The sequence below is a fragment of the Methylobacterium platani genome, from assembly GCF_001653715.1.
Taxonomy (GTDB): domain Bacteria; phylum Pseudomonadota; class Alphaproteobacteria; order Rhizobiales; family Beijerinckiaceae; genus Methylobacterium; species Methylobacterium platani.
The window spans coordinates 1-19,111 of record NZ_LWHQ01000073.1 but is presented as its reverse complement, the minus strand read 5'-3'; the positions used below and the strand labels follow the sequence as shown (position 1 = coordinate 19,111).

The 19,111-nt window shown below is 73.2% G+C and carries 22 protein-coding genes; 8 read left to right on the top strand and 14 right to left on the bottom strand.

What is annotated here, in order from left to right; genetic code table 11:
* Positions 1-155 precede the first annotated feature (155 nt).
* Positions 156-1,883, bottom strand: coding sequence for a heparinase II/III family protein (locus A5481_RS28365; RefSeq protein ID WP_048434339.1), 1,728 nt, complete (start codon positions 1,881-1,883; stop codon positions 156-158).
* A gap of 116 nt (positions 1,884-1,999) precedes the next feature.
* Positions 2,000-3,355, bottom strand: a complete 1,356-nt coding sequence (locus A5481_RS28360; RefSeq protein WP_048434340.1) for an RsmB/NOP family class I SAM-dependent RNA methyltransferase — start codon at positions 3,353-3,355, stop codon at positions 2,000-2,002.
* A 216-nt stretch (positions 3,356-3,571) separates the two neighbouring features.
* On the opposite strand from A5481_RS28360, the gene A5481_RS28355 reads away from it, so the two are divergent.
* The 3 genes from A5481_RS28355 (at position 3,572) to A5481_RS28345 (ending at position 4,595) form a co-directional block, all read left to right on the top strand.
* Positions 3,572-3,784, top strand: a complete 213-nt coding sequence (locus tag A5481_RS28355; protein ID WP_048434341.1) for a DUF1674 domain-containing protein — start codon at positions 3,572-3,574, stop codon at positions 3,782-3,784.
* Between the two features lie 12 nt (positions 3,785-3,796).
* Positions 3,797-4,171: a PH domain-containing protein gene (locus A5481_RS28350; protein ID WP_048434342.1), complete on the top strand. Its 375-nt coding sequence runs from the start codon at positions 3,797-3,799 to the stop codon at positions 4,169-4,171.
* An 85-nt stretch (positions 4,172-4,256) separates the two neighbouring features.
* A complete protein-coding gene (locus A5481_RS28345) occupies positions 4,257-4,595 on the top strand; it encodes a cupin domain-containing protein (protein WP_048434343.1) in 339 nt (112 codons plus the stop codon).
* Between the two features lie 7 nt (positions 4,596-4,602).
* Here A5481_RS28345 and A5481_RS28340 read toward each other — a convergent pair whose 3' ends face one another.
* The 4 genes from A5481_RS28340 to A5481_RS28330 all read right to left on the bottom strand — a co-directional run bounded on the left by A5481_RS28340 (position 4,603) and on the right by A5481_RS28330 (position 6,628).
* The gene (locus A5481_RS28340) at positions 4,603-5,109 is read right to left on the bottom strand and encodes a L,D-transpeptidase (protein ID WP_048434344.1); all 507 of its coding nucleotides are present in this window, start codon (positions 5,107-5,109) and stop codon (positions 4,603-4,605) included.
* A 217-nt stretch (positions 5,110-5,326) separates the two neighbouring features.
* On the bottom strand, positions 5,327-5,695 hold the full coding sequence (locus tag A5481_RS28335; protein WP_048434345.1) for a DUF2794 domain-containing protein: 369 nt from the start codon (positions 5,693-5,695) through the stop codon (positions 5,327-5,329).
* A gap of 382 nt (positions 5,696-6,077) precedes the next feature.
* Complete coding sequence (locus tag A5481_RS34280; RefSeq protein WP_156311863.1) at positions 6,078-6,230, bottom strand: hypothetical protein; 153 nt, start codon at positions 6,228-6,230, stop codon at positions 6,078-6,080.
* Positions 6,231-6,382: 152 nt separating this feature from the next.
* The gene (locus A5481_RS28330; protein ID WP_048434346.1) at positions 6,383-6,628 is read right to left on the bottom strand and encodes a hypothetical protein; all 246 of its coding nucleotides are present in this window, start codon (positions 6,626-6,628) and stop codon (positions 6,383-6,385) included.
* A 195-nt stretch (positions 6,629-6,823) separates the two neighbouring features.
* Between A5481_RS28330 and A5481_RS28325 the strand changes: the two genes are divergently transcribed.
* The 3 genes from A5481_RS28325 to A5481_RS28315 all read left to right on the top strand — a co-directional run bounded on the left by A5481_RS28325 (position 6,824) and on the right by A5481_RS28315 (position 10,072).
* The gene (locus A5481_RS28325; protein ID WP_048434368.1) at positions 6,824-7,420 is read left to right on the top strand and encodes a ribonuclease HII; all 597 of its coding nucleotides are present in this window, start codon (positions 6,824-6,826) and stop codon (positions 7,418-7,420) included.
* A 163-nt stretch (positions 7,421-7,583) separates the two neighbouring features.
* A complete protein-coding gene (locus A5481_RS28320) occupies positions 7,584-9,197 on the top strand; it encodes an acyl-CoA synthetase (protein WP_048434369.1) in 1,614 nt (537 codons plus the stop codon).
* Positions 9,194-10,072, top strand: a complete 879-nt coding sequence (locus tag A5481_RS28315; protein WP_245238860.1) for a PCC domain-containing protein — start codon at positions 9,194-9,196, stop codon at positions 10,070-10,072. Before A5481_RS28320 ends, A5481_RS28315 begins: the two co-directional genes overlap by 4 nt.
* Here A5481_RS28315 and A5481_RS28310 read toward each other — a convergent pair.
* Both A5481_RS28310 and A5481_RS28305 read right to left on the bottom strand, forming a co-directional pair.
* A complete protein-coding gene (locus A5481_RS28310) occupies positions 10,041-10,604 on the bottom strand; it encodes a GNAT family N-acetyltransferase (protein ID WP_053082387.1) in 564 nt (187 codons plus the stop codon). The two genes, A5481_RS28315 and A5481_RS28310, sit on opposite strands and share 32 nt — an antisense overlap.
* Positions 10,605-10,717: 113 nt before the next feature.
* Positions 10,718-11,833, bottom strand: a complete 1,116-nt coding sequence (locus A5481_RS28305) for a PA0069 family radical SAM protein (RefSeq protein ID WP_048434347.1) — start codon at positions 11,831-11,833, stop codon at positions 10,718-10,720.
* Positions 11,834-11,950: 117 nt separating this feature from the next.
* Between A5481_RS28305 and A5481_RS28300 the strand changes: the two genes are divergently transcribed.
* Positions 11,951-12,466: a hypothetical protein gene (locus A5481_RS28300; protein WP_048434348.1), complete on the top strand. Its 516-nt coding sequence runs from the start codon at positions 11,951-11,953 to the stop codon at positions 12,464-12,466.
* Here A5481_RS28300 and moaB read toward each other — a convergent pair.
* From moaB to A5481_RS28285, 3 genes are all read right to left on the bottom strand, one after another.
* Positions 12,432-13,010 (bottom strand): molybdenum cofactor biosynthesis protein B, encoded by a 579-nt coding sequence (gene moaB, locus A5481_RS28295; protein ID WP_048434349.1) that lies wholly within the window; start codon positions 13,008-13,010, stop codon positions 12,432-12,434. The genes A5481_RS28300 and moaB overlap by 35 nt on opposite strands.
* A complete protein-coding gene (gene ypfJ, locus A5481_RS28290; protein WP_048434350.1) occupies positions 13,010-13,915 on the bottom strand; it encodes a KPN_02809 family neutral zinc metallopeptidase in 906 nt (301 codons plus the stop codon). Before ypfJ ends, moaB begins: the two co-directional genes overlap by 1 nt.
* 108 nt (positions 13,916-14,023) lie before the next feature.
* Positions 14,024-14,962 carry a uracil-DNA glycosylase gene (locus tag A5481_RS28285; RefSeq protein ID WP_048434351.1) on the bottom strand — a complete coding sequence of 313 codons (939 nt, stop codon included), beginning with the start codon at positions 14,960-14,962 and terminating at the stop codon, positions 14,024-14,026.
* 194 nt (positions 14,963-15,156) lie between these two features.
* Between A5481_RS28285 and A5481_RS28280 the strand changes: the two genes are divergently transcribed.
* Positions 15,157-16,821, top strand: a complete 1,665-nt coding sequence (locus A5481_RS28280; protein ID WP_048434352.1) for an electron transfer flavoprotein-ubiquinone oxidoreductase — start codon at positions 15,157-15,159, stop codon at positions 16,819-16,821.
* 32 nt (positions 16,822-16,853) lie between these two features.
* On the opposite strand, the gene A5481_RS28275 is transcribed toward A5481_RS28280, so the two are convergent.
* From A5481_RS28275 to A5481_RS28265, 3 genes are all read right to left on the bottom strand, one after another.
* Entirely contained in the window at positions 16,854-17,993 is a 1,140-nt protein-coding gene (locus A5481_RS28275; protein WP_280818850.1) for an acetyltransferase domain-containing protein, read from the bottom strand.
* A complete protein-coding gene (locus A5481_RS28270; protein WP_048434373.1) occupies positions 17,990-18,262 on the bottom strand; it encodes a hypothetical protein in 273 nt (90 codons plus the stop codon). Before A5481_RS28270 ends, A5481_RS28275 begins: the two co-directional genes overlap by 4 nt.
* Positions 18,262-19,111, bottom strand: an 850-nt coding sequence (locus tag A5481_RS28265; RefSeq protein ID WP_156655662.1) for a TonB-dependent receptor, incomplete at its 5' end; no start/stop codon positions are given. The genes A5481_RS28270 and A5481_RS28265, both read right to left, overlap by 1 nt.

Sequence of the window (19,111 nt, the reverse complement as noted above, 5' to 3'; positions counted from 1 at the left end):
GCCGCTTCGCGGCACTTTTCCGCTGGATCCCGGATCTCCTTCCACGTCGTTTCAGTCGTCCGGGAAAGGGGGAGGCTCACGAGGATCGTCCGCCCTTATGGTCGGGCCGAGGTCGCGCTGTCGTGGACCGTGTGGCACCGTGATCGGGCGCTGCTCTAGCCCAGCCGGCGGAAGCGCCACGCGACCCGGGTGCCGTCGCCGACCGTGAGGTGGAGCACGATCTGCTCGGTGCGGCGGGCGCCGTTGAAGGCGGCGAAGAACACGCTCTCCTCGATCACCGGGTCGATCTCGTCGACCTCGAACAGCCATGGCGCGCCGGCCCCGGCGAGGTGCACGCCGCGCCCGACCCGGCTCGCGCGCACGCTCGGGTGGAGATGGAAGCGGATCGCCGCCGCGACCGGGTCGCCGGAGCCGACCGGGTCGCCGCGGGCGCCGGTCTCGGCCACGAAGCCGTCGTGCCCTTCGAGGAGCGCGCCGTCGGCGTGCAGGCGCCAGCGCCGCTCGTGCCTGAGGCCGAGGGTCGGCACGTAGCCGTCGTGCCGGGCGGCGAGCACGCTCGCCCCCTCCGCGTCGCTGCCGCGCTCGACCGCGACCTCCGCCGGCCCGCGCACGATGATCGGCCCCATCCGGCGCGTCAGCCAGGCGGCGAGCGGGTGGATCAGGCCCGGATGCGGCAGGGCGAGGAAGCGGCAGGACGAGGTGTCGGCGAGGCAGGCGGTGGAATGCGCCGCCGTGGTGCGGGAGAGCTCGCGCATCTCCTCCCCGGTGGCCGGCATGCCGCAATTCACCACTAGCCGCTGCGCCCCGCAGGACAGCTCGAACGACAGGCAGCCGGCCCCCGCCACCACCGAATAGGCCGGGGGCGGGGCCGCGCCGATATCGGCCACCACCAGGGTGCCGCCCGCGCCCTCGAGGCGGGCGTAGCCGGAATGCGGCGCGTGCATCAGGGGCTTGGCCAGGGCCCCGTCGTAGACCAGCAGGGTGGCGAGCTGGTCGGCGGCGGTCGCCCCCATGCCGTTGTGGTGCCCGAGCGAGGCGTCGCCGTGGCGCAGGAGCCGCAGGAGCGGCAGCATCCGGTCGACGGCGTTGAGCAGGGCCTCCGGCGGGGCGATGTCGCGGCTGAGGAAGCTCTGGCGCAGGGGCAGGAGATCGAGGAGCAGGTCCTTGGCGAAGCCCGGATCGCGGCTGCGGTGCCCGCCGTCGGGCAGGATCTGGCGGGTCAGCTCGCGGTGCAGCAGCCGGGTGCCCCGGCGCAGCACCGGCTCGAAGCCCTCGCAGCACAGGCCGGCATAGGTGAGCGCCACCGCGGCGACGAGCCGGTCGCGCGGCAGCATCCCGCGGCGCAGGGCCCGGTCGAGAGCCCGGGTGCAGCGCCCGATCTGCCGCAGGAAGGCCTGGTAGAAGGCGTGGTCGGCGCCCTCCAGCACCAGCGGCGACTGGGACAGGAGCGAAATCAGCCGCCGCGCGACCACGGCGGGGCGCTGCGCCAGCACGCGGTCGCCGCGCCCCGCCATGAAGTCCTGCACGAAGGCGCGGGCGTTCGCGCGCGACAAGGCGCTCTCGGCGGCGCGCAGGTGGCGCAGCCAGCCGAAGCCGTAGAGCGCCTCGCCCCACTGGATCGAGGGCGGCGCGAAGTCGAACGGCGAGCGCCCGCCGGTGGCGAGCGCCCGGCCGGCGAAGACGAACAGCCCGGCATAGATGTCGGCCGCGATGGTCGCGTCGCTGGTGCGCAGGTCCTGCGGCGCGATGACGAGGCCGGTCGGGCGCAGGCGCGCCAGCGCCGAGGGCCGCGAGGTCGCGCGGACGAACGCACCGCGCACGATGCGCCCCGCCTCGTGCCCGACGAGCCGGTAGAACCGCCAGCGGTCAGGCCCCCAACCCACGCCACCTCCTGCCCGGCGCCCGTCGCCTCACGGCAGCTGCCCTCGTCAAGGAATGGTCAAGGATCATCGCGCGGTCAAATCGCGGGATCGCCCTGTGAACAGGTTCCGCGCCCGCCTCACGCCGGGCGCCGCTCCAGCCGAACGGCGTAGAAGCCGTCGAGGCCGCCGCGCCCGCGCAGGTCGGCGGCGGCGCCCTCCTCCGGCCAGTGCGACGGCAGGGTGCGCAGGTCGCCGGCGGCGGTGACGAGGCCGGCGTCGCCGACCTCCTCGGGGGCGATCGGGCGGCGGGCGAAGTCGGGATGGCAGGACAGGAACGCCTCGGCCTGGTGCTCGCCCTCCTCCGGCTCGAGGGAGCAGGTGCAGTAGACGAGGCGCCCGCCCGGGCGGGTGAGCCGCGCCGCCTTGTCGAGGAGCCTGCGCTGGAGCGCGACGAGGCGCGTGAGGTCGCCCTCGCCCTTCGCCCACGGCACGTCGGGATGGCGCCGCACCGTGCCGGTGGCGCTGCACGGCGCGTCGAGGAGCACCGCGTCGAAGGGCCGGTCCTCCGGCAGGGCCAGCGCGTCGACCGCCCGCACCTCGGCGGTGAGCCCGAGCCGGGCGAGGTTGGCCTCCAGCCGGCGCAGGCGCGGGGCCGAGCGGTCGACCGCCAGGACCTCGGCGCCGGCCGCCGCGAGCTGGGCGGTCTTGCCGCCGGGAGCCGCGCAGAGATCGACCGCCCGCTCGCCGGGGCGCACCGCGAGGAGATGGGCCGGGAAGGCGGCGGCGGCGTCCTGCACCCACCAGGCGCCCTCCGCGAAGCCCGGCAGGTCGGGCACCGCCGTGCGGGCATCGTCGAGGCGCAGGCTCAAGGACCCCGGCAGCCGCCGCCCCTCCAGCCCGTCGGGAAGCGCCGCGCCGGGGCGCAGGGTGAGGTCGAGCCCGGCCCCGCGGGCATTGGCCGCCGCGATGGCCCGGGCGGTCTCCTCGCCGTAGGCGGCGATCCAGCGCCGCGCCAGCCAGTCCGGCGTGTTGAGGCGCAGGGGCTCGGCGTCGCCCTCGCGGCGGATCTCGTCGCGCTCGCGGACGATCCGGCGCAGGACCGCGTTGGCGAGGCCGGCGAGGTGCTGCAGGCCCGGCTCGGCCTTGGCGAGGCGCACCGCGAGGTCGACCGCGGCGTGGTCCTGGACGTTGAGGTAGAGGATCTGCGCCGCGCCGGTGGCGAGCAGGGCGACGAGGCCCGGCTGGTCCTCCGGCAGGCCCTTGGCGAGGCGCTGGTGCAGCGCGTGGCGGATCACCCCGAGATGGCGGAACGTCGTCGCCGCGATGGCCCGGGCGAGGGCGGCGTCCTGCGGCGGCAGCACGGCCCGCTGCATCGCGGGCTCGATCGCATCTTCCAGTGCCGTGCCGCGGTTCTTGCCGAGGAGGTCCGCCACGGTCCCCCAGGCGAGGCGCCGCGCCGGCAGGCCCGCGACCTCTGTGTGCTGTCCGTCCATCCCCACCTCGACCCGACCCCTCGCCGCGCGCCGCGCGCGGATGCGCCGGCCCGCATCCGGGCCCGACCTTGACGCTGCCGCCCGCGCCCTCCACCTCGGAGGGACCGGCGGCCTTGCGCCGGGGTGGCATCCGGCCGCCCGAGATGCAAGCGCCGCCGCACGGGCTCCGCCCCCAGGAATTCCGCATCCCGGACCCCGACCAGCGAGAAACGACCGATGAGCGAGAGCGAGACCCCTGCCGTCGAGGCCCCCGTGAAAACCCTGTCGCCGGCGGCGCGGCGTGCCCTGGCCGAGGCCGAGGCGCGCCGCGCCGAGATCGACGCCCGGGCCGAGGAGATCCGGCGCGAGCGCGAGATCAACGGGCGCGGCGGCCTCGAGCCGGTGCGCTACGACGACTGGGAGGTGAAGGGCCTGGCGACCGACTTCTGAGGGGCGACGACGATGGGCTTGCTCGACGGCCTGCTCGGCCACGGCAGCGACGCGGCCCCGGAAGCGGTGGCCCGGGAGCTCGACGGGATGCTGGTCCCGGGCGAGACGGTGCAGGTGGCGTTCCGGGTGATCCGCGACCTGATGGTCTTCACCGACCGGCGGATGATCCTGGTCGACAAGCAGGGCGTCACCGGCCGCAAGGTGTCCTACCTCACGGTGCCCTACCGGGCGATCACCTCGTTCGCGATCGAGAATGCCGGCAATTTCGACCTCGATTCGGAACTGACGATCTGGGTCTCGGGCCGCCCCGACCCGATCACGCGCACGCTCAAGCGCGGGGCCGACATCCGCGGCATCCAGCGGGCCATCGCCGCCTCGCTCCGGTGACCCGGCGTCGCTCGGGCGGGTGCTTCGGGAACGTCCCGCATCCGTTCCCGTTGGGGTCGCGAGATTCCCGACAGGAGCGGAAACCATGGGCGACGCGACGATCAAGAAGGTGTCCGGCGGGCAGTCGCCGCAGGGGCCGGACGGCCAGCGCTACCTCGCCTCCGGCAAGCACGTGGCGATGCGCCTGTGGGTCGACGAGCCGCCGACCGACGACAAGCCGAGCGCCGCCCGCGACTACGAGACCGTCGGCTACGTCATTGCGGGCCGGGCCGAGCTGCAGGTCGAGGGCCAGAGCGTGCGGCTGGAGCCCGGCGATTCCTGGCTGGTCCCGGCCGGCGCCACGCATACCTACCGCATCCTCGAGACCTTCACGGCGGTCGAGGCGACCTCGCCGCCCGCGCAGGTGCACGGGCGCGAGGGCTGACGCGGCTTCAGCGCGTCACCACCACGGTGGTGCCGACCTGGACGCGGCCGTACAGGTCGGCGACATCCTGGTTGTACATCCGGATGCAGCCGTAGGACGCGAAGGTCCCGATCGAGCCCGGCCGGTTGGTGCCGTGGATCGCGTACTCGCCCCGGTCGAGGGTCAGCGCGGCGACGCCCATCGGGTTGCTCGGCGAGCCGCCGGCGATCACCTCCGGCAGGCGGGGATTGTCGCGCTTGACCTCGTCGGGCGGCGACCAGGCCGGCCGGAGGTACTTTCCGTCGATGCGGGCGTAGCCCGTCCACTGCTTGCCGGCCTTGCCGACGGCGACCGGATAGCGGATCGCCGTCCCGTCGCCGTTGACGAAGTACAGCCGCCGCTCGGTGGTCCGCACCACCACCGTGCCGGCGTCCGCCGCCGCGTCGAACGCGACCAGCTCCCGCGAAGCGGCCGGACCGGCCGCCAGCATCGCCGCGACGAACGCCGCCGCGGCCCATTCATTCTGCTTGTGCATCCCTGCGGTCCTCAAGCGTGACCTTGTCAGCCAAGCGATAATCCGCCGGGAAACCTGTCGTTCCGGTTGGCAAAGATGATTGCCGGAGCGTGAAGGACGGGGGGATGCGCGGGAGCGTTAAGAGGAGGTGTTCGCGACCTCCGGAATTCGCGCAACCCCAACCCTCCCCCGCAAAGGGGAGAGGGTTCACGGCGGCGCGGCCGGGGCCTTGGAACCCTCACACCACCCGGAGCGGCTTCTCCAGCACCCGCAGCACCTGCGCCAGGTCGTGGCCGCGCTTCAGGATGCGGCCGGTCTCGGCGATCACCGCGTAGGCGCCCTGGCGGCGTGCGAGGCGGGGATCCTTCTCGATCCGGAAGAGCGGCCGCTCCGAGGTGCGGCGGTGGATGGCGAACACCGCCTTCTCGCGGGTGAAATCGATCGTGTAGTCCCGCCACTCGCCGTCGGCGACCATGCGGCCGTAGAGATTCAGGATGATGCGCAGCTCGTCGCGATGGAATGACACCTGCGGTGCGGCGCGCGGGAAGGGCACCACGTGGGCACCGGCACCGGCGCTCCGGCTCTCGGTCGCCTCTCCCTCGCTCATCGCTCCTCCTGTCGGTCGGGGGTGATTCGCGCCGCGTCTGGCGCCGTGAGCCGGCGAAAGGCCGGCCAGACCATGATGGGATGGCCGAAACGGCCTCGCAAGGGTTGCGCCGGCGCGACACCCATCCGTTAACGCATGGTTCCGAAACGAAACGGCACGAGGCCGGACGCATCCGCCCACAAATCACCACAATCGCGCCAAGCGCCGGCCTTGATGCGCGCGTAGACAGGGATCGACCTCTTGGCCCGGTCCGCCGGCCGCTCCGGTACCCAGCCCCCCAGCCCCCGCGATGTCGGCGGGCCGGGCCTCCTCCAGAGGTTTCGAGACCCAAACCGACTTCAGGGCCGCCTCCCCTCAAGGAGCGCGGTCCTTTTTTGAGCCCCTATGGCTGCATCCACATCTGCGCCGCGAGCGCCCGGGCCCGGCCGATCCGGATGTGGTCGAGCGTCCAGAACCCGGCCGTCAGGGCCCCGGCCAGGAAGGCGACGGGCAGGGCGAGCGCCAGGAAGCGGTTCTGCCGCGGCGGCGTGGTCATGCATCCTCCTCTTCGCAGGGCGAGTCTTCCTCGCAGGATCAAGTCTTCTTCGCAGGGCCAGCCGCAACGGAACGTGCCCGGCCGCCCGTGGTGCCAGCCCAAGGGCAGCCTGCCAAGGAGGGCAGCTTGCCAAGGCGGCCGCGCCGCGGCGGTCAGCCCGCGAGCGGCGCGAAGAAGCAGAACACGGTGCCGCCGCGGTGGCACCAGTGGTAGCGCCCGTCCTGGCTCGGCCGCACCTTCGCCATCGGCACGAAGATCCCGTGCGTCTGGTAGCCGCCCGGCACCTCGACGGCGTCGGAGATCGGCTCGCAATCCTGGTCCGAGCAGCACTCGAAGGGGTACCAGGAATGGACCGGCTGGACGAGGGAGAGCGCGGCGACGACGAGGGCGACCTTCATGGGCGGCGTACCTCCTGCGGCGAAATCCGGGCCGGGCGGGCCGGAGCGCGGGAGCGGCACGCCCCGGCCTCCTCCCGCGATCCGGCGCCTCGGCGCGTCGTCTCGAGCCCCGATCATCGCCCCGCTCGGCCGAGAAGGGAACGACACGGATTGCAGGAGAGGATTTCGAAACCGGCAGGGTTGCAGAACCGGGTCATGCGCCCCTTCGATGCCCGCCACGCCGCCCGCTACCCCGTCCTCATCGGCTGCGACGAGGTCGGCCGCGGCGCCCTGTGCGGTCCGGTGATCGTGGCGGCGGTGCATTTCGACCCCGCCGCCCTGCCTCCGGACCTGCTCGAGGCCCTCGACGACAGCAAGCGCCTCGACGCCGCCACCCGCGAGCGCCTGGCGCCGCGCATCCGGGCCTCCGGCCGCGTCGCGCTCGCCGGCGCCTCGCGCGACCTGATCGACCGGATCAACGTGCGCGCCGCCACCCTCGACGCGATGCGCCGGGCGGTCGCGCGGCTCGGCATCGCCGCCGAGGTGGCGGTGGACGGGCGCGACGTGCCCCCCGGCCTGCCCCTGCCCTGCCGCGCCTTCGTCGGCGGCGACCGGCTGGTGCCGCAGATCGCCGCGAGCTCGATCGTCGCCAAGGTGGTGCGCGACCGGCTGATGCGGGCGCTGGCGGCGCGCCACCCGGCCTATGCCTGGGAGCGCAACGTCGGCTACGGCACCGCCGCGCACCGCGCCGCCATGACGACGCTGGGCCCGACCCGGCATCACCGGCTCAGCTTCAAGTCGCGCGTCGCGTGAGGCGGCGCATGCGCAGCTCGCGCTTCCGCTCGCGCCCCGGACCGTCGTAAGCTGCGTCCCGACGCGCACGAGCCGAACGGCCGGCGCCGCGAGGGAGGACGAGCCGCGTGAGCACCACGAGCCTGAGCGCCCGGAGCCGGAAGACCGCCCGATGACGCCCGCGATGACGCCGATGTCGCGCCGGGTGATGAACCTCGCCCATTGCCTCACCCAGGCCGCGGCGCGCCACCCCGACCGTCCGGCCATCGTGTGGGGCGAGCGGAGCTGGAGCTGGAGGCGGTTCGACGCCCGGGTCTCGGCCCTGGCCGCCGCCCTCGCCGCCCGGGGAATCCGCAAGGGCGACCGCCTGCTGGTCCATGCCCGCAACGGCAACGCCATCCTGGAGATCATGTACGCGGCGTTCCGGCTCGGCGCGGTGTTCGTGCCGACGAACTTCCGGCTGATGCCGGACGACGTCGCCTACCTGGCCGGCCAATCGGGCGCGACCGCCTTCCTGTGCCACGCCGATTATCCCGACCACGTCGCCGCCGTGCGGGCCGCCTGCCCGGCCCTGTCCCGCGTCGTCGTGATCGGCGACGGGCCGGGCGCGGGCGAGGCCTACGAGGACCTGCTCGCCGAGGGCGAGGGGCGGGTATTCGCCAACGCCGCGGTCGAGCACGACGACCCGTGCTGGTTCTTCTACACCTCCGGCACCACCGGCAAGCCGAAGGCCGCGGTGCTGACCCACGGCCAGATGGCCTTCGTCGTCACCAACCACCTCTGCGACCTGATGCCGGGCACAGGCCCGGAGACCGACGCCTCGCTGGTGGTGGCGCCGCTCTCGCACGGGGCCGGCGTGCACGCGGTGGCGCAGGTCGCCCGCGCGGTGACCTCGGTCCTGCCGGGGTCCGAGCGCTTCGACGCGGCCGAGGTCTGGGGCCTGGTGGCGCGCCACCGCGTCACCAACATGTTCACGGTGCCGACCATCCTGAAGATGATGGTCGAGCATCCGGCGGTCGAGGCCAACGACCATTCCTCGCTGCGCTACATCATCTATGCCGGCGCGCCGATGTACCGCGAGGACCAGAAGCGGGCGTTGCGCACCCTGGGGGCCGTGATCGTGCAGTATTTCGGCCTCGGCGAGGTCACCGGCAACATCACGGTGCTGCCGCCTGCGCTCCACGAGGCCGAGGACGGGCCGGGCGTGAAGATCGGCACCTGCGGCTTCGAGCGCACCGGCATGCAGGTGCAGATCCAGGACCCGGAAGGGCGCGAGGTCGGACCGGGTGAGACCGGCGAGATCTGCGTCTGCGGTCCTGCGGTCTTCTCCGGCTACTGGGAGAACCCGAAGGCCAATGCCGACGCCTTCCGGGACGGCTGGTTCCGCACCGGCGACCTCGGCTACCTCGACGACGAGCGGTTCCTCTACATCACCGGCCGCGCCTCCGACATGTACATTTCGGGCGGCTCGAACATCTATCCGCGGGAGATCGAGGAGAAGATCCTCGCTCATCCGGCGGTGGCCGAGACGGCGGTGCTCGGCGTGCCGGACCCGACCTGGGGCGAGATCGGCATCGCGGTCTGCGTCCCCCGCGAGGGCATGGCGCTGTCCGAGGACGACGTGATGGCGTTCCTGTTCGACAAGGTCGCCCGCTACAAGCTGCCCCGCCGGGTCATCCTGCGCGAGTCGCTGCCGAAATCCGGCTACGGCAAGATCACAAAGAAGATGGTGCGCGAGGAGCTGGAGGCGGCCGGCCTCCTCGGCGGGCAGGCGCAGGGATCGGGGGTGCCGCGGTGAGCGCGGCCGGGTTGCGGGCCGACGCCCCGCCCTTCGCCACCCTCGCCCAGCCCGGCCCGCCGCGGACGCAGCGCTGGCTCGCCGCCGGCGGCGGCCTCCTCCGGCGCAGCCTCGATCTCGCCCCGGGGCACACCCTCCTCGACGCGCTCGCCGGGCCGCTCACCGAGGCCGGGATGCGCGGCGGCGTGGTCCATCTCGCGGGCGGGGGCTTCTCGCCCTTCGCCTACGTGATGCCGGCGCTCTCCGCCGAGCCGCGCTACGCCGCCTATTACAGCGAGACCTTCCGGCCGGCGGGCGAGACGCGGCTGGAGCGGGCGAGCGCCACCTTCGGCGAGCGCGACGGCGTGCCCTTCCTGCACATCCACGGCACCTGGATCGAGCCGGACAGACGCCGCCGCGCCGGCCACCTGCTGCCGGCCGAGGTCGTGGTGTCGGCCCCGGTCCGGGCCGAGGCCTGGGGGAGCGCGGACGCCGCCTGGCGGGTCGAGCCGGATGCCGAGACCAACTTCTCGCTGTTCACGCCCGCGGGTCCGGGCGCGGACGCGGCGGCCTGCCTGCTGCTGAAGATCCAGCCGAACGAGGAGATCCACGCCGCGATCGAGGCGGCGGCCGGCGCGCACGGCCTTGCGGCGGCGCGGGTGCGCGGCATCGGCAGCATCGTGCGGCCGGCCTTCGCCGACGGCCGGGCGATCCCGACCGATGCGAGCGAGGTGCTGATCCGCGACGGCACCGTGCGGCCGGGGCCGGACGGTCGCCCCGTCGCCCATCTCGACATCGCGGTGGTCGATGTCGCGGGCGGTATCCACGAGGGCGTCCTGACGCGCGGCGCCAACGCCGCCTGCATCACCTTCGAGCTGTGCCTGACGGCCGAGTGAGGTCGATGCCGTAGACGTGCACGCGCTCGTCGCGGCCCCTCGCCGGCGCGTGGACCACGTCCTCGCGCAGGAAGGTCATGCCGCAGGCCCGCATCACCGCGAAGGAGCCGGCATTCTCCGGCTGGGCGCTCGCCTCGATCCGGTCGAGGTCGAGCCGGGCGGCCGCGACCGGGAGCAGGGCCGCGGCCGCCTCGCGCAGGTAGCCCCGGCGGTGATGCGCCTCGCCGAGCCAGTAGCCGAGGGTGCCGGTCCGCGGGTCGTCGCAGGTGCGGTGCAGCATGATCCAGCCGAGGAGCTCGCCGGTGCTCCGGGCGGTCACCGCGAGGGGCAGGGCCTGCCCGGCCTCGGCCAGGGACCGCGCCAGGGCGATCCGCTCCCGCGCCATCCCGACGGTGAAGGGCAGCGGCCAGGAGGCGAGCCACCGGCTCACGGCCGGACTCATCAGGGCGCTGGTCGCCTCGGCATCCCCGGGGGCGACGAGGCGCAGGCGGAGGCGGGGCGTGTCGAGGGTGGGTGGGAGCGCGCCGGTCATGACGGCAGGGTAGCAGGGATGTCCGCCGGGGAAATACACGGCAGGCCTTCCGGCCGATGGCGACGGTATCCCGGCACTCGTCGGATCCCGCGCTCCTTCCGCCGGCCCGCCTCTCAGAACAGGCTGTACTGCCCGCCCACCCGCACCGGCACCGCGAACAGGTCGGTCCGCAGCCGCAGCCTCTCCGTGGGGTAACCCAGCCGGGTCATCGCCACCCGCATCCGCCGGTCGAGGAGATCGGCGTAGGGCCCCGTCCCGGTGAAGCGCCGTCCGTAGGTGGCGTCGTAGACCTTGCCGCCCCGGCTCTGGGCGAGGAGCGAGAAGGTCCGCCCGGCCCGGTCGGGATAATGCTCGGCAAACCAGTCGCGCATCAGGTCGGCGAGCTCGTGCGGCAGGCGCAGCAGCACGCCGCCGGCCTCGCTCGCCCCGGCCTCGCGGGCACGGGCGAGCACCGCTTCGATCTCGTGGTCGTTGAGGCCCGGGATCAGCGGCGCCACCAGCACCATGACGGGAACCCCGGCCGCGGCGAGCGCCCGGATCGCCGCAAGCCGCTTCTCGGGCCGCGGGGCGCGGGGCTCCATCCGGCGGGCGAGGTCGGGGTCGAGGGTGGTGACCGAGAGCGCGACCTTCACCAGCCCGTCGCGGGCCATCGGCGCCAGGATGTCGAGGTCGCGCAGCACGAGGTCGGACTTGGTGACGAGGCCGACCGGGTGGCGGAAGCGCGCCAGCACCTCCAGGACCTGCCGCGTCAGGCGGTGGCGCCGCTCGATCGGCTGGTACGGGTCGGTCGCGGTGCCGAGCGCGATGGTGCGGGCCTCGTAGCCGCGGGCCGACAGCTCGCGGTCGAGCAGGACCGCCGCGTCGGGCTTGGCGAACAGCCTGGTCTCGAAATCGAGCCCCGGCGAGAGGCCGGCATAGGCGTGGTTCGGCCGGGCGAAGCAGTAGACGCAGCCGTGCTCGCAGCCGCGATACGGGTTGATCGAGCGGTCGAAGCCGATATCCGGCGAGTCGTTGCGGGTGATGATGGTGCGCGCCCGCTCGAGCGTCACCTCGGTGCGCAGCGGCGGCAGGTCGTCCTCTCGGTCCCAGCCGTCGGCGAAGGCCTCGCGGTCGGCGGCCTCGAACCGGCCGGTCGGGTTGGCGGTGGCGCCGCGCCCGCGCCGGCTCTCCGCCGCCGGGGTCGATCCGGCGAGGCGCCGCCCCTCCTCCCGCCCGCATCCCGCTGCCATCCCGGCCTCCGCTCGATCGTGGCCGAGCTTGGAACAAATCATGAACAATGACAAGGGGGACGGAAATGCCGCCGATCGAGGCAGGACGCGCCGCTTCCCATCCGCTATGGCGCGATCATGTTCACGGCTGCCATCCATCTCCCGGGCGCGGTCGATCCGGAGCGCATCGACGCCCTCGCCGATACCCTCGCCGCCCTGGTGGCCGGCGTCGCGGCGGGCGTGGTGGGCGATGCGGTGATCGCGGCGGCCCATCCGGACGACCCGGAGGTCGCCACCATGGCGGAGAGCACCGGGGCGGCCCTGGTGGCGCAGGGCCGCAGCCCCTGGGCGGCGGCGGCAGGCTTGGCGCGCCGGCCCTGGATTCTGTGCCTGGAGGCCGGCGACGTGCCGGCGGAGGGGTGGATCCGGGTGCTCGACCGGTTCGGCGCCACGGCCACGGCCGAGGGGGTCGGCCGCCTGCGCCGCCCGCACGCGAACCTGCTCGAGCGCATCGCCGGCCGGCGCGAGGCGCTGACCGGGACGCGGCAGGTGCGGGCCGGCGACCTCGTGCGGGTCGAGGCGCTGCGGGCGGGGCTGCCGTTCCGCACCCGCCTGCCGGTCAGGCCCCTGCGGGGCTCGCTGCTGCGGGGGTAGTCGCCCCCCGCTTCAGGTGCTCGTCGAGGCGCGGCATGATCTCGACGAAGTTGCACGGCCGGTGGCGGTAATCGAGCTGTGCCGCCAGGATGCCGTCCCAGGCGTCGCGGCAGGCGCCGGGCGAGCCCGGCACCACGAACACGTAGGTGGCGTCCACCACCCCGGCGGTCGCCCGCGACTGCAGCGTCGAGGTGCCGATCTTGTCGTAGGAGATGCGGTGGAAGATGGCGGAGAACCCGTCCATCCGCTTCTCGAACAGCGGCTCCAGCGCCTCCGGCGTCACGTCGCGGCCGGTGAAGCCGGTGCCGCCGGTGGTGATGACGACGTCGATCCCGGGATCCGCCGCCCAGGCCTTCACGTGGGCGCGGATCGCCTCGACCTCGTCCGGCACGATCGCCCGCGCGGCGAGGCGGTGGCCGGCCCCCGTGAGCCGCTCGGCCAGGGTGTCGCCCGAGCGGTCGTCCGCGAGCGTGCGGGTGTCCGAGACGGTGAGCACCGCGATGGCGAGGGGCACGAAGTCCCGGGCGAGGTCCAGGCCTGCCATCAGAGCTGCGCGGCCCGGAACGTGTCGCAGGACTGGGTCTGGCCGCTGCGGTAGCCGGTCTGGAACCAGCGCATCCGCTGGGCCGACGAGCCGTGGGTGAAGGAATCGGGCACGACGTAGCCCTGGCTCTGCTTCTGCAGCTTGTCGTCGCCGATGGCGCTCGCCGCCTGCATCGCCTCCTCGATGTCGCCGGGCTCGAGCGCGTTGAAGCGGTCGTTCGAGTTCTTGGCCCAGACGCCGGCGAGGCAATCGGCCATCAGCTCGACGCGCACCGACAGCGCGTTCGATTCGCGCTCGCCGACCTGCTGCTGCTTCTGCTGCACCTTGGGCAGGATGCCGAGCACGTCCTGGACGTGGTGGCCGACCTCGTGGGCGATCACGTAGGCGTAGGCGAACTCGCCCTTGACGTGGAACTTCTGCTCCATCTCCTTGAAGAAGGTCGTGTCGAGATAGACCTTCTTGTCGAGCGGGCAGTAGAACGGACCCATGGCGGCCCGGGCCTGGCCGCAGCCGCTGCGGGTGCCGCCGGTATAGAGCACCATCGTGGTCGGGGTGTACTGGCGACCGGTCTGGTTCGGCAGGACCTGCTTCCACACGTCCTCGGTGTTGCCGAGGATGGCGGCGGCGAACTTGCCGGACTGGTCGGTCGGGGCGCCGGTGCGGCGGTCGGGCTGGCCCTGCTGCTGCTGTTCCTGGGGCGCGCGCTGGCGCGTCACCGTCTCGGCGCCGCCGATCAGGATCGCCGGGTTGATGCCGGTGACCCAGCCGATGATGCACAGGATCACGATGGTGCCGATGCCGAGCCCCCCGGCGCCGCCGCCCGGGAAACCGAAGCCGCCACCGCCGCCACCCTCGCCGCGGCGATCCTCGACGTTGTCGGATGTGCGAAAATCTTCCCAGCGCATGGTCTGCTACCCGTCGGCCCGTGAACCTTGGCCGCGACGGCTACGCGGCGCAGGCCTGAGGCTCAAGGGTAATCGACGAGCGCCGGCACGGTTCCGCTTCCGCGCCGCTCAGGCCCCGCCCTCGTCGAGGGCGGCGCGGAGCGCGCGGAAGTCGCGCCAGGCGAGGCGCTTCTGCAGCGGCTGGCGCAGCAGGTAGGCCGGATGCAGGGTGGCGAGCAGCCGGATCTCGCGCTTGGCCGTCCGGTAGGGGTACCAGCGCCCGCGGGACTTCAGGATGCCGTCCTTGGTGCCGGCGAGCGCCTGCGTGGCGACGCCGCCGAGGCAGACCAGGATGTCGGGATCGGCGAGCGCGATCTGCCGCTCGATGAACGGCTTGCAGGTCGCGAGCTCCTGCGGGGTCGGGTTGCGGTTGCCCGGCGGGCGCCACGGCACGACGTTGCCGACATAGGCGTTGGTACGGTCGAGCCCGACCGCCGCCATCATCCGGTCGAGGAGCTGGCCCGAGCGGCCCATGAACGGCTTGCCGACCCGGTCCTCGTCGGCCCCCGGCGCCTCGCCGACGAACATCACCCGCGCCTGCGGGTTGCCGTCGGCGAAGACGAGGTTCTTGGCGGTGAAGCGCAGCGCGCAGCTCTCGAACCGGGCGAGCAGGCCTTCCAGCTCCTCCAGGCTCGCCGCGGTGGCGGCGAGCTCGCGGGCATCGCCCGCCGCCTCGCCGGGCGCGGCGGCGGCGGAGCGGCCGTAAGTGCTGGGTGCCTCCGCGCGAGGGATCTCCTGATGGGGAATCTCCCGGGGCGGGACCTCCTGGCGCAGCGGATCCCGGGGCGGGGACGCGGCCCGGATCGGCTCCGGCTCGGCCCGGCGCGGCGGTGCCTCGGGGTCCGCGGCGTCCTGCCGGGCCGCCTCCTGCCGCGCGGCGCGGCGCGGCGCCTCCGGTTCGGCGAAGCGGTCGTGCGGCGTCTCGTCCAGCACGGCGTCGACGCCCGCCGCGACGTGGAAGTCGAGGAAGGAGAGCAGGTCGCGGCTGTCGGGAGCGTCGGGTGCCATAGATACGATGTGGCGTTTCGGGCGGCTGTGGACAACAGGCGCGACAGGACGCGCACAGGCATTCTCGCGTGCGAGGCCGGGGGCGGACGCTTGCGCCGGGGGACACGCCGTCGCACGGTCCGGCCATTGGGACCGCTTGAGGCGGCCCGAGATCGTTTATATGTGAACCAATCGGACACCAGGGGAGGACCAGGATGGAGCTGCCGGAACGCGAGGCGATGGACTTCGACGTGGTGATCGTCGGAGCGGGCCCGGCCGGGCTGGCTGCCGCCATCCAGCTGAAGCAACTCGCGGCGGAAGCCGGCACCGAGGTGTCGGTGGTGGTCGTCGAGAAGGGCAGCGAGGTCGGCGCCCACATCCTGTCGGGCGCGGTCGTCGACCCGAGCGGCCTCGACAAGCTGGTGCCCGACTGGCGCGAGGACCCGGACCGCCCCCTCAAGACCGAGGTGGTGAAGGACGAGTTCATGTTCCTCGGGCCGGCGGGCGGCATCAGCATGCCGAACATCGCCTTCCCGAAGCTGATGAGCAACCACGGCAACTTCGTCGGCTCGCTCTCCAACGTGACGAAGTATCTCGGCCGCAAGGCGGAGGAGCTCGGCGTCGAGATCTATCCGGGCTTCCCGGCCGCCGAGATTCTCTACGACGAGGCCGGCGCGGTGGTGGGCATCGCCACCGGCGACCTCGGCGTCGCCCGCTCGGGCGAGGCGCGCGACGACTTCACCCGCGGCATGGAGCTGCGCGCCAAGTACACGGTGTTCGGCGAGGGCGCCCGCGGCTCGCTGACCAAGAAGCTGATCGACCGCTACCGCCTCAACCAGAACTCCGACCACCAGAAGTACGGTCTCGGCGTGAAGGAGCTGTGGCAGGTCAAGCCGGAGAAGTTCCGGCCGGGGCTGGTGCAGCACTCGATGGGCTGGCCGCTGCCGAACAAGGCCGGCGGCGGCTCCTGGCTCTACCACTTCGACGACCACCTGGTCTCGGTCGGGTTCGTGACGCACCTGAACTACGAGAACCCGACCCTGTCGCCGTTCGAGGAGTTCCAGCGCTTCAAGACCCACCCGATGATCCGCGACGTGTTCGAGGGCGCCAAGCGCATCGGCTACGGCGCGCGCGCGATCATGGAGGGCGGCTGGCAATCGGTGCCGAAGCTGGTCTTCCCGGGCGGCTGCCTCGTCGGCGACTCCGCCGGCTTCGTCAACGTGCCGCGGATCAAGGGCTCGCACAACGCGGTGCTGTCGGGCATGCAGGCCGCGGGCGCGATCCACGAGGCGCTCGCCGCCGGCCGGGCCCAGGACGAGCTGACCTCGTACGAAGAGGGCTGGCGCGCGAGCCCGATCGGCTACGACCTCAAGCGGGTGCGCAACGTCAAGCCGCTGTGGTCCAAGTACGGCACGGTCATCGGCGTGGGCCTGGGCGGCCTCGACATGTGGCTCAACGAGCTCGCCGGCCTGTCGCTGTTCGGCACGCTCAGCCACGGCAAGCCGGATTACGCCTGCACCAAGCCGATCAAGGACGTGAAGCCGATCAAGTATCCCAAGCCCGACGGGGTGCTGACCTTCGACCGGCTCTCGTCGGTCTACCTCTCGAACACCAACCACGAGGAGGACCAGCCGGTCCACCTCCAGGTCAAGGACATGGGCCTGCAGAAATCCTCCGAGCACGACGTGTTCGGCGGCCCGTCCGGCCGCTACTGCCCGGCCGGCGTCTACGAGTGGATCGAGGAGGGCGCCGAGCCGCGCTACCAGATCAACGCGCAGAACTGCGTCCACTGCAAGACCTGCGATATCAAGGACCCGAACCAGAACATCAACTGGGTCACCCCGGAAGGTCCGGGCGGTCCGAACTACATCAACATGTGAGACGGCGGGCGGGCGCAGCTCGCGCCCGCCCCTTACAAATAGCTCAGCACCGGGTGCCGGCCCCGCCGCTTCAGCCCCACCATCCAGCGGCAGGCCGCGTAGAGCGGCACGGCGACCAGCGCGGCGATCAGCCAGAGCTGCGCCGGCGCGCCGGCCTCGACCCGGCCGGAACTCCCGATGAACAGGCCGAGGCCGAGCGCGAGGTGATAGAGCGCGCGCAGCAGCCACAGGTGCAGCAGGTAGAAGAACAGGGGCGCGCCGCCGAACACCCGCAGCCAGGCGAGGCGGGCCGCCGGCAGCGCCTCGAACAGGGCGAGGAGCCAGAGCCCGGTCCCGAGCGTCATCAGCAGGAAGCCGGCCGAGGGCGGATACTTGGTGAGGTTCAGGAACGCCAGGACCGTCGCCCCGGGCGTCGCGCCGGCCTGCCAGGGCGTCGGGTCGCCGTAGCCGTTCAGCCCCCGCAGCACCAGGAACCCGGCGAGGGACGCCGCCCCGAGGGCGACGAGCCGGCGGCGCCGGTCGGCCGGCGCGAGGGCGAACCACGGCCCCAGGGAGTAGCCGGCCGCGGCGACGCCGATCCAGGCCAGCACCGGGTACGAGGTGCGGGCGACGCCCCAGGGCAGGGCCACGAATCCGCGCTGGTGCAGGATCGACCACAGGGTGTAGCCGGCGTCGCCGGGCGCGAGCACGACCCCGTCGAGCAGGTTGTGTCCGAGCATGATCGCGAGCGCGACCGCCGCGAGGGCGGGCCGCGGCAGCCGGATCAGCCCGGCGAGCGCGATCATGCCGAGGCCGATCGCCCAGATCACCTGCAGGTAGAGGATCGGCGGCAGCAGAGCGCCGGTCCAGGCGAGATTCACCAGCGTCAGCTCGAGGACGACCAGGAGCAGCCCGCGGGTCAGGAGGAAGCGGGACGCCGCCGCATGCCCGTGCTTGCCGGCATACAGGCTCGCCGAGAGGCCGGTGAGCAGGACGAAGACCGGCGCGCAGAGATGCGCGGAGAGCCGCGTCGCCGCGAGGTCCGGCGCCGTGACCGCGAGGTTCATCGGGTCGCCGACCTGGGCGTGGTAGTAGAAGAACTCCCGGACGTGGTCGACGAGCATCAGGAGCATCACGAGGCCGCGCAGGGCGTCGATCGCGCCGATGCGAGCGGTGGGTGCGGCGGCGATCACGATGCGGTCTCGGCGGCGAGGCGGGAGAGGAGCCGGCGCACGTCCGGCGGCGTCCAGACCCGGCCGCCGCGCGGCTTTCGCACCCCGCGCCGGGTGAGGGAGGCGGCGATGCCTTCCGGCGTCGCGCCGGCTTCCCCGGCGATGGCGGCGAGCACCGGCGCGAGCCCCTGGCGGTAGCGCCGGGCGCGGGCCGCCGCCGCGTCGCGGCCGGCGTCGCCCTTGCGAGTATCTCCGTTGCGGATGTCGCCCTTGCGGAGACGGCGCGCCATCAGAACCGCACCGACAGGGTGCCGGTGAAGCGGCGCGGCGCACCCGGATAGACCCGGAACGCGCTCAGCGACGAGGCGTAATAGGTGGTGTCGAAGACGTTCTCGACGTTCAGGCCGAAGCGGACGTTCTCCCAGCGGTAATAGGCGAGCGCGTCGACCGCGATGTAGCCCGGGAGCTGGAACGCGCCGCCCTTGGCGTCGCCCGCCCGCTCGCCGACGGCGCGCACGCCGCCGCCGATGCCGAACCCCTTCCAGGGGCCCTCCTGCGCCTCGTGGACCGCGAGCAGGCTGCCGCTGTGGCGCGGCACGTTGATGAGCGGGGCGCCGACCGGCAGCACGTTGTCCTTGGTGACGACCGCGTCGGCGTAGACGTAGCCGGCGAGGATCTGGACCTCCGGCGAGAGCCGGCCCGCCGCCGTGACCTCGAAGCCCTGGCTGCGCACCGCGCCGGCGGCGATCGAGAACCCGGTATTGACGGGGTCGGGCGTGAGCACGTTCTGCCGCTCGACCCGGAAGGCCGCGCCGGTGAGGCTCGAGGCGCCCCCGAACAGGTCGATCTTCGTGCCGACCTCGTAGCCGAGGCCGGTCTCCGGCGCGAACGGCCCGCGGAACGACGAGGCGGCGGCGTCGGGCCCGATATTCGGCCGGAAGCTCGTGCCGACATTGGCGTAGAGGGCGAGTTCCGGCAGCGCCTGATAGAGGAGGCCGGCCCGCGGCGACGCGGCGAAATAGGCCTGGTCGGTCCGGGTGCCGGTGGTGCGCTCCCGGAACGACTGCTCGAAGACGTCGAACCGCGCCCCCAGCATCGCCTTCCATTCGGGGCTCAGGGCGATCTGGTCCTGGGCGTAG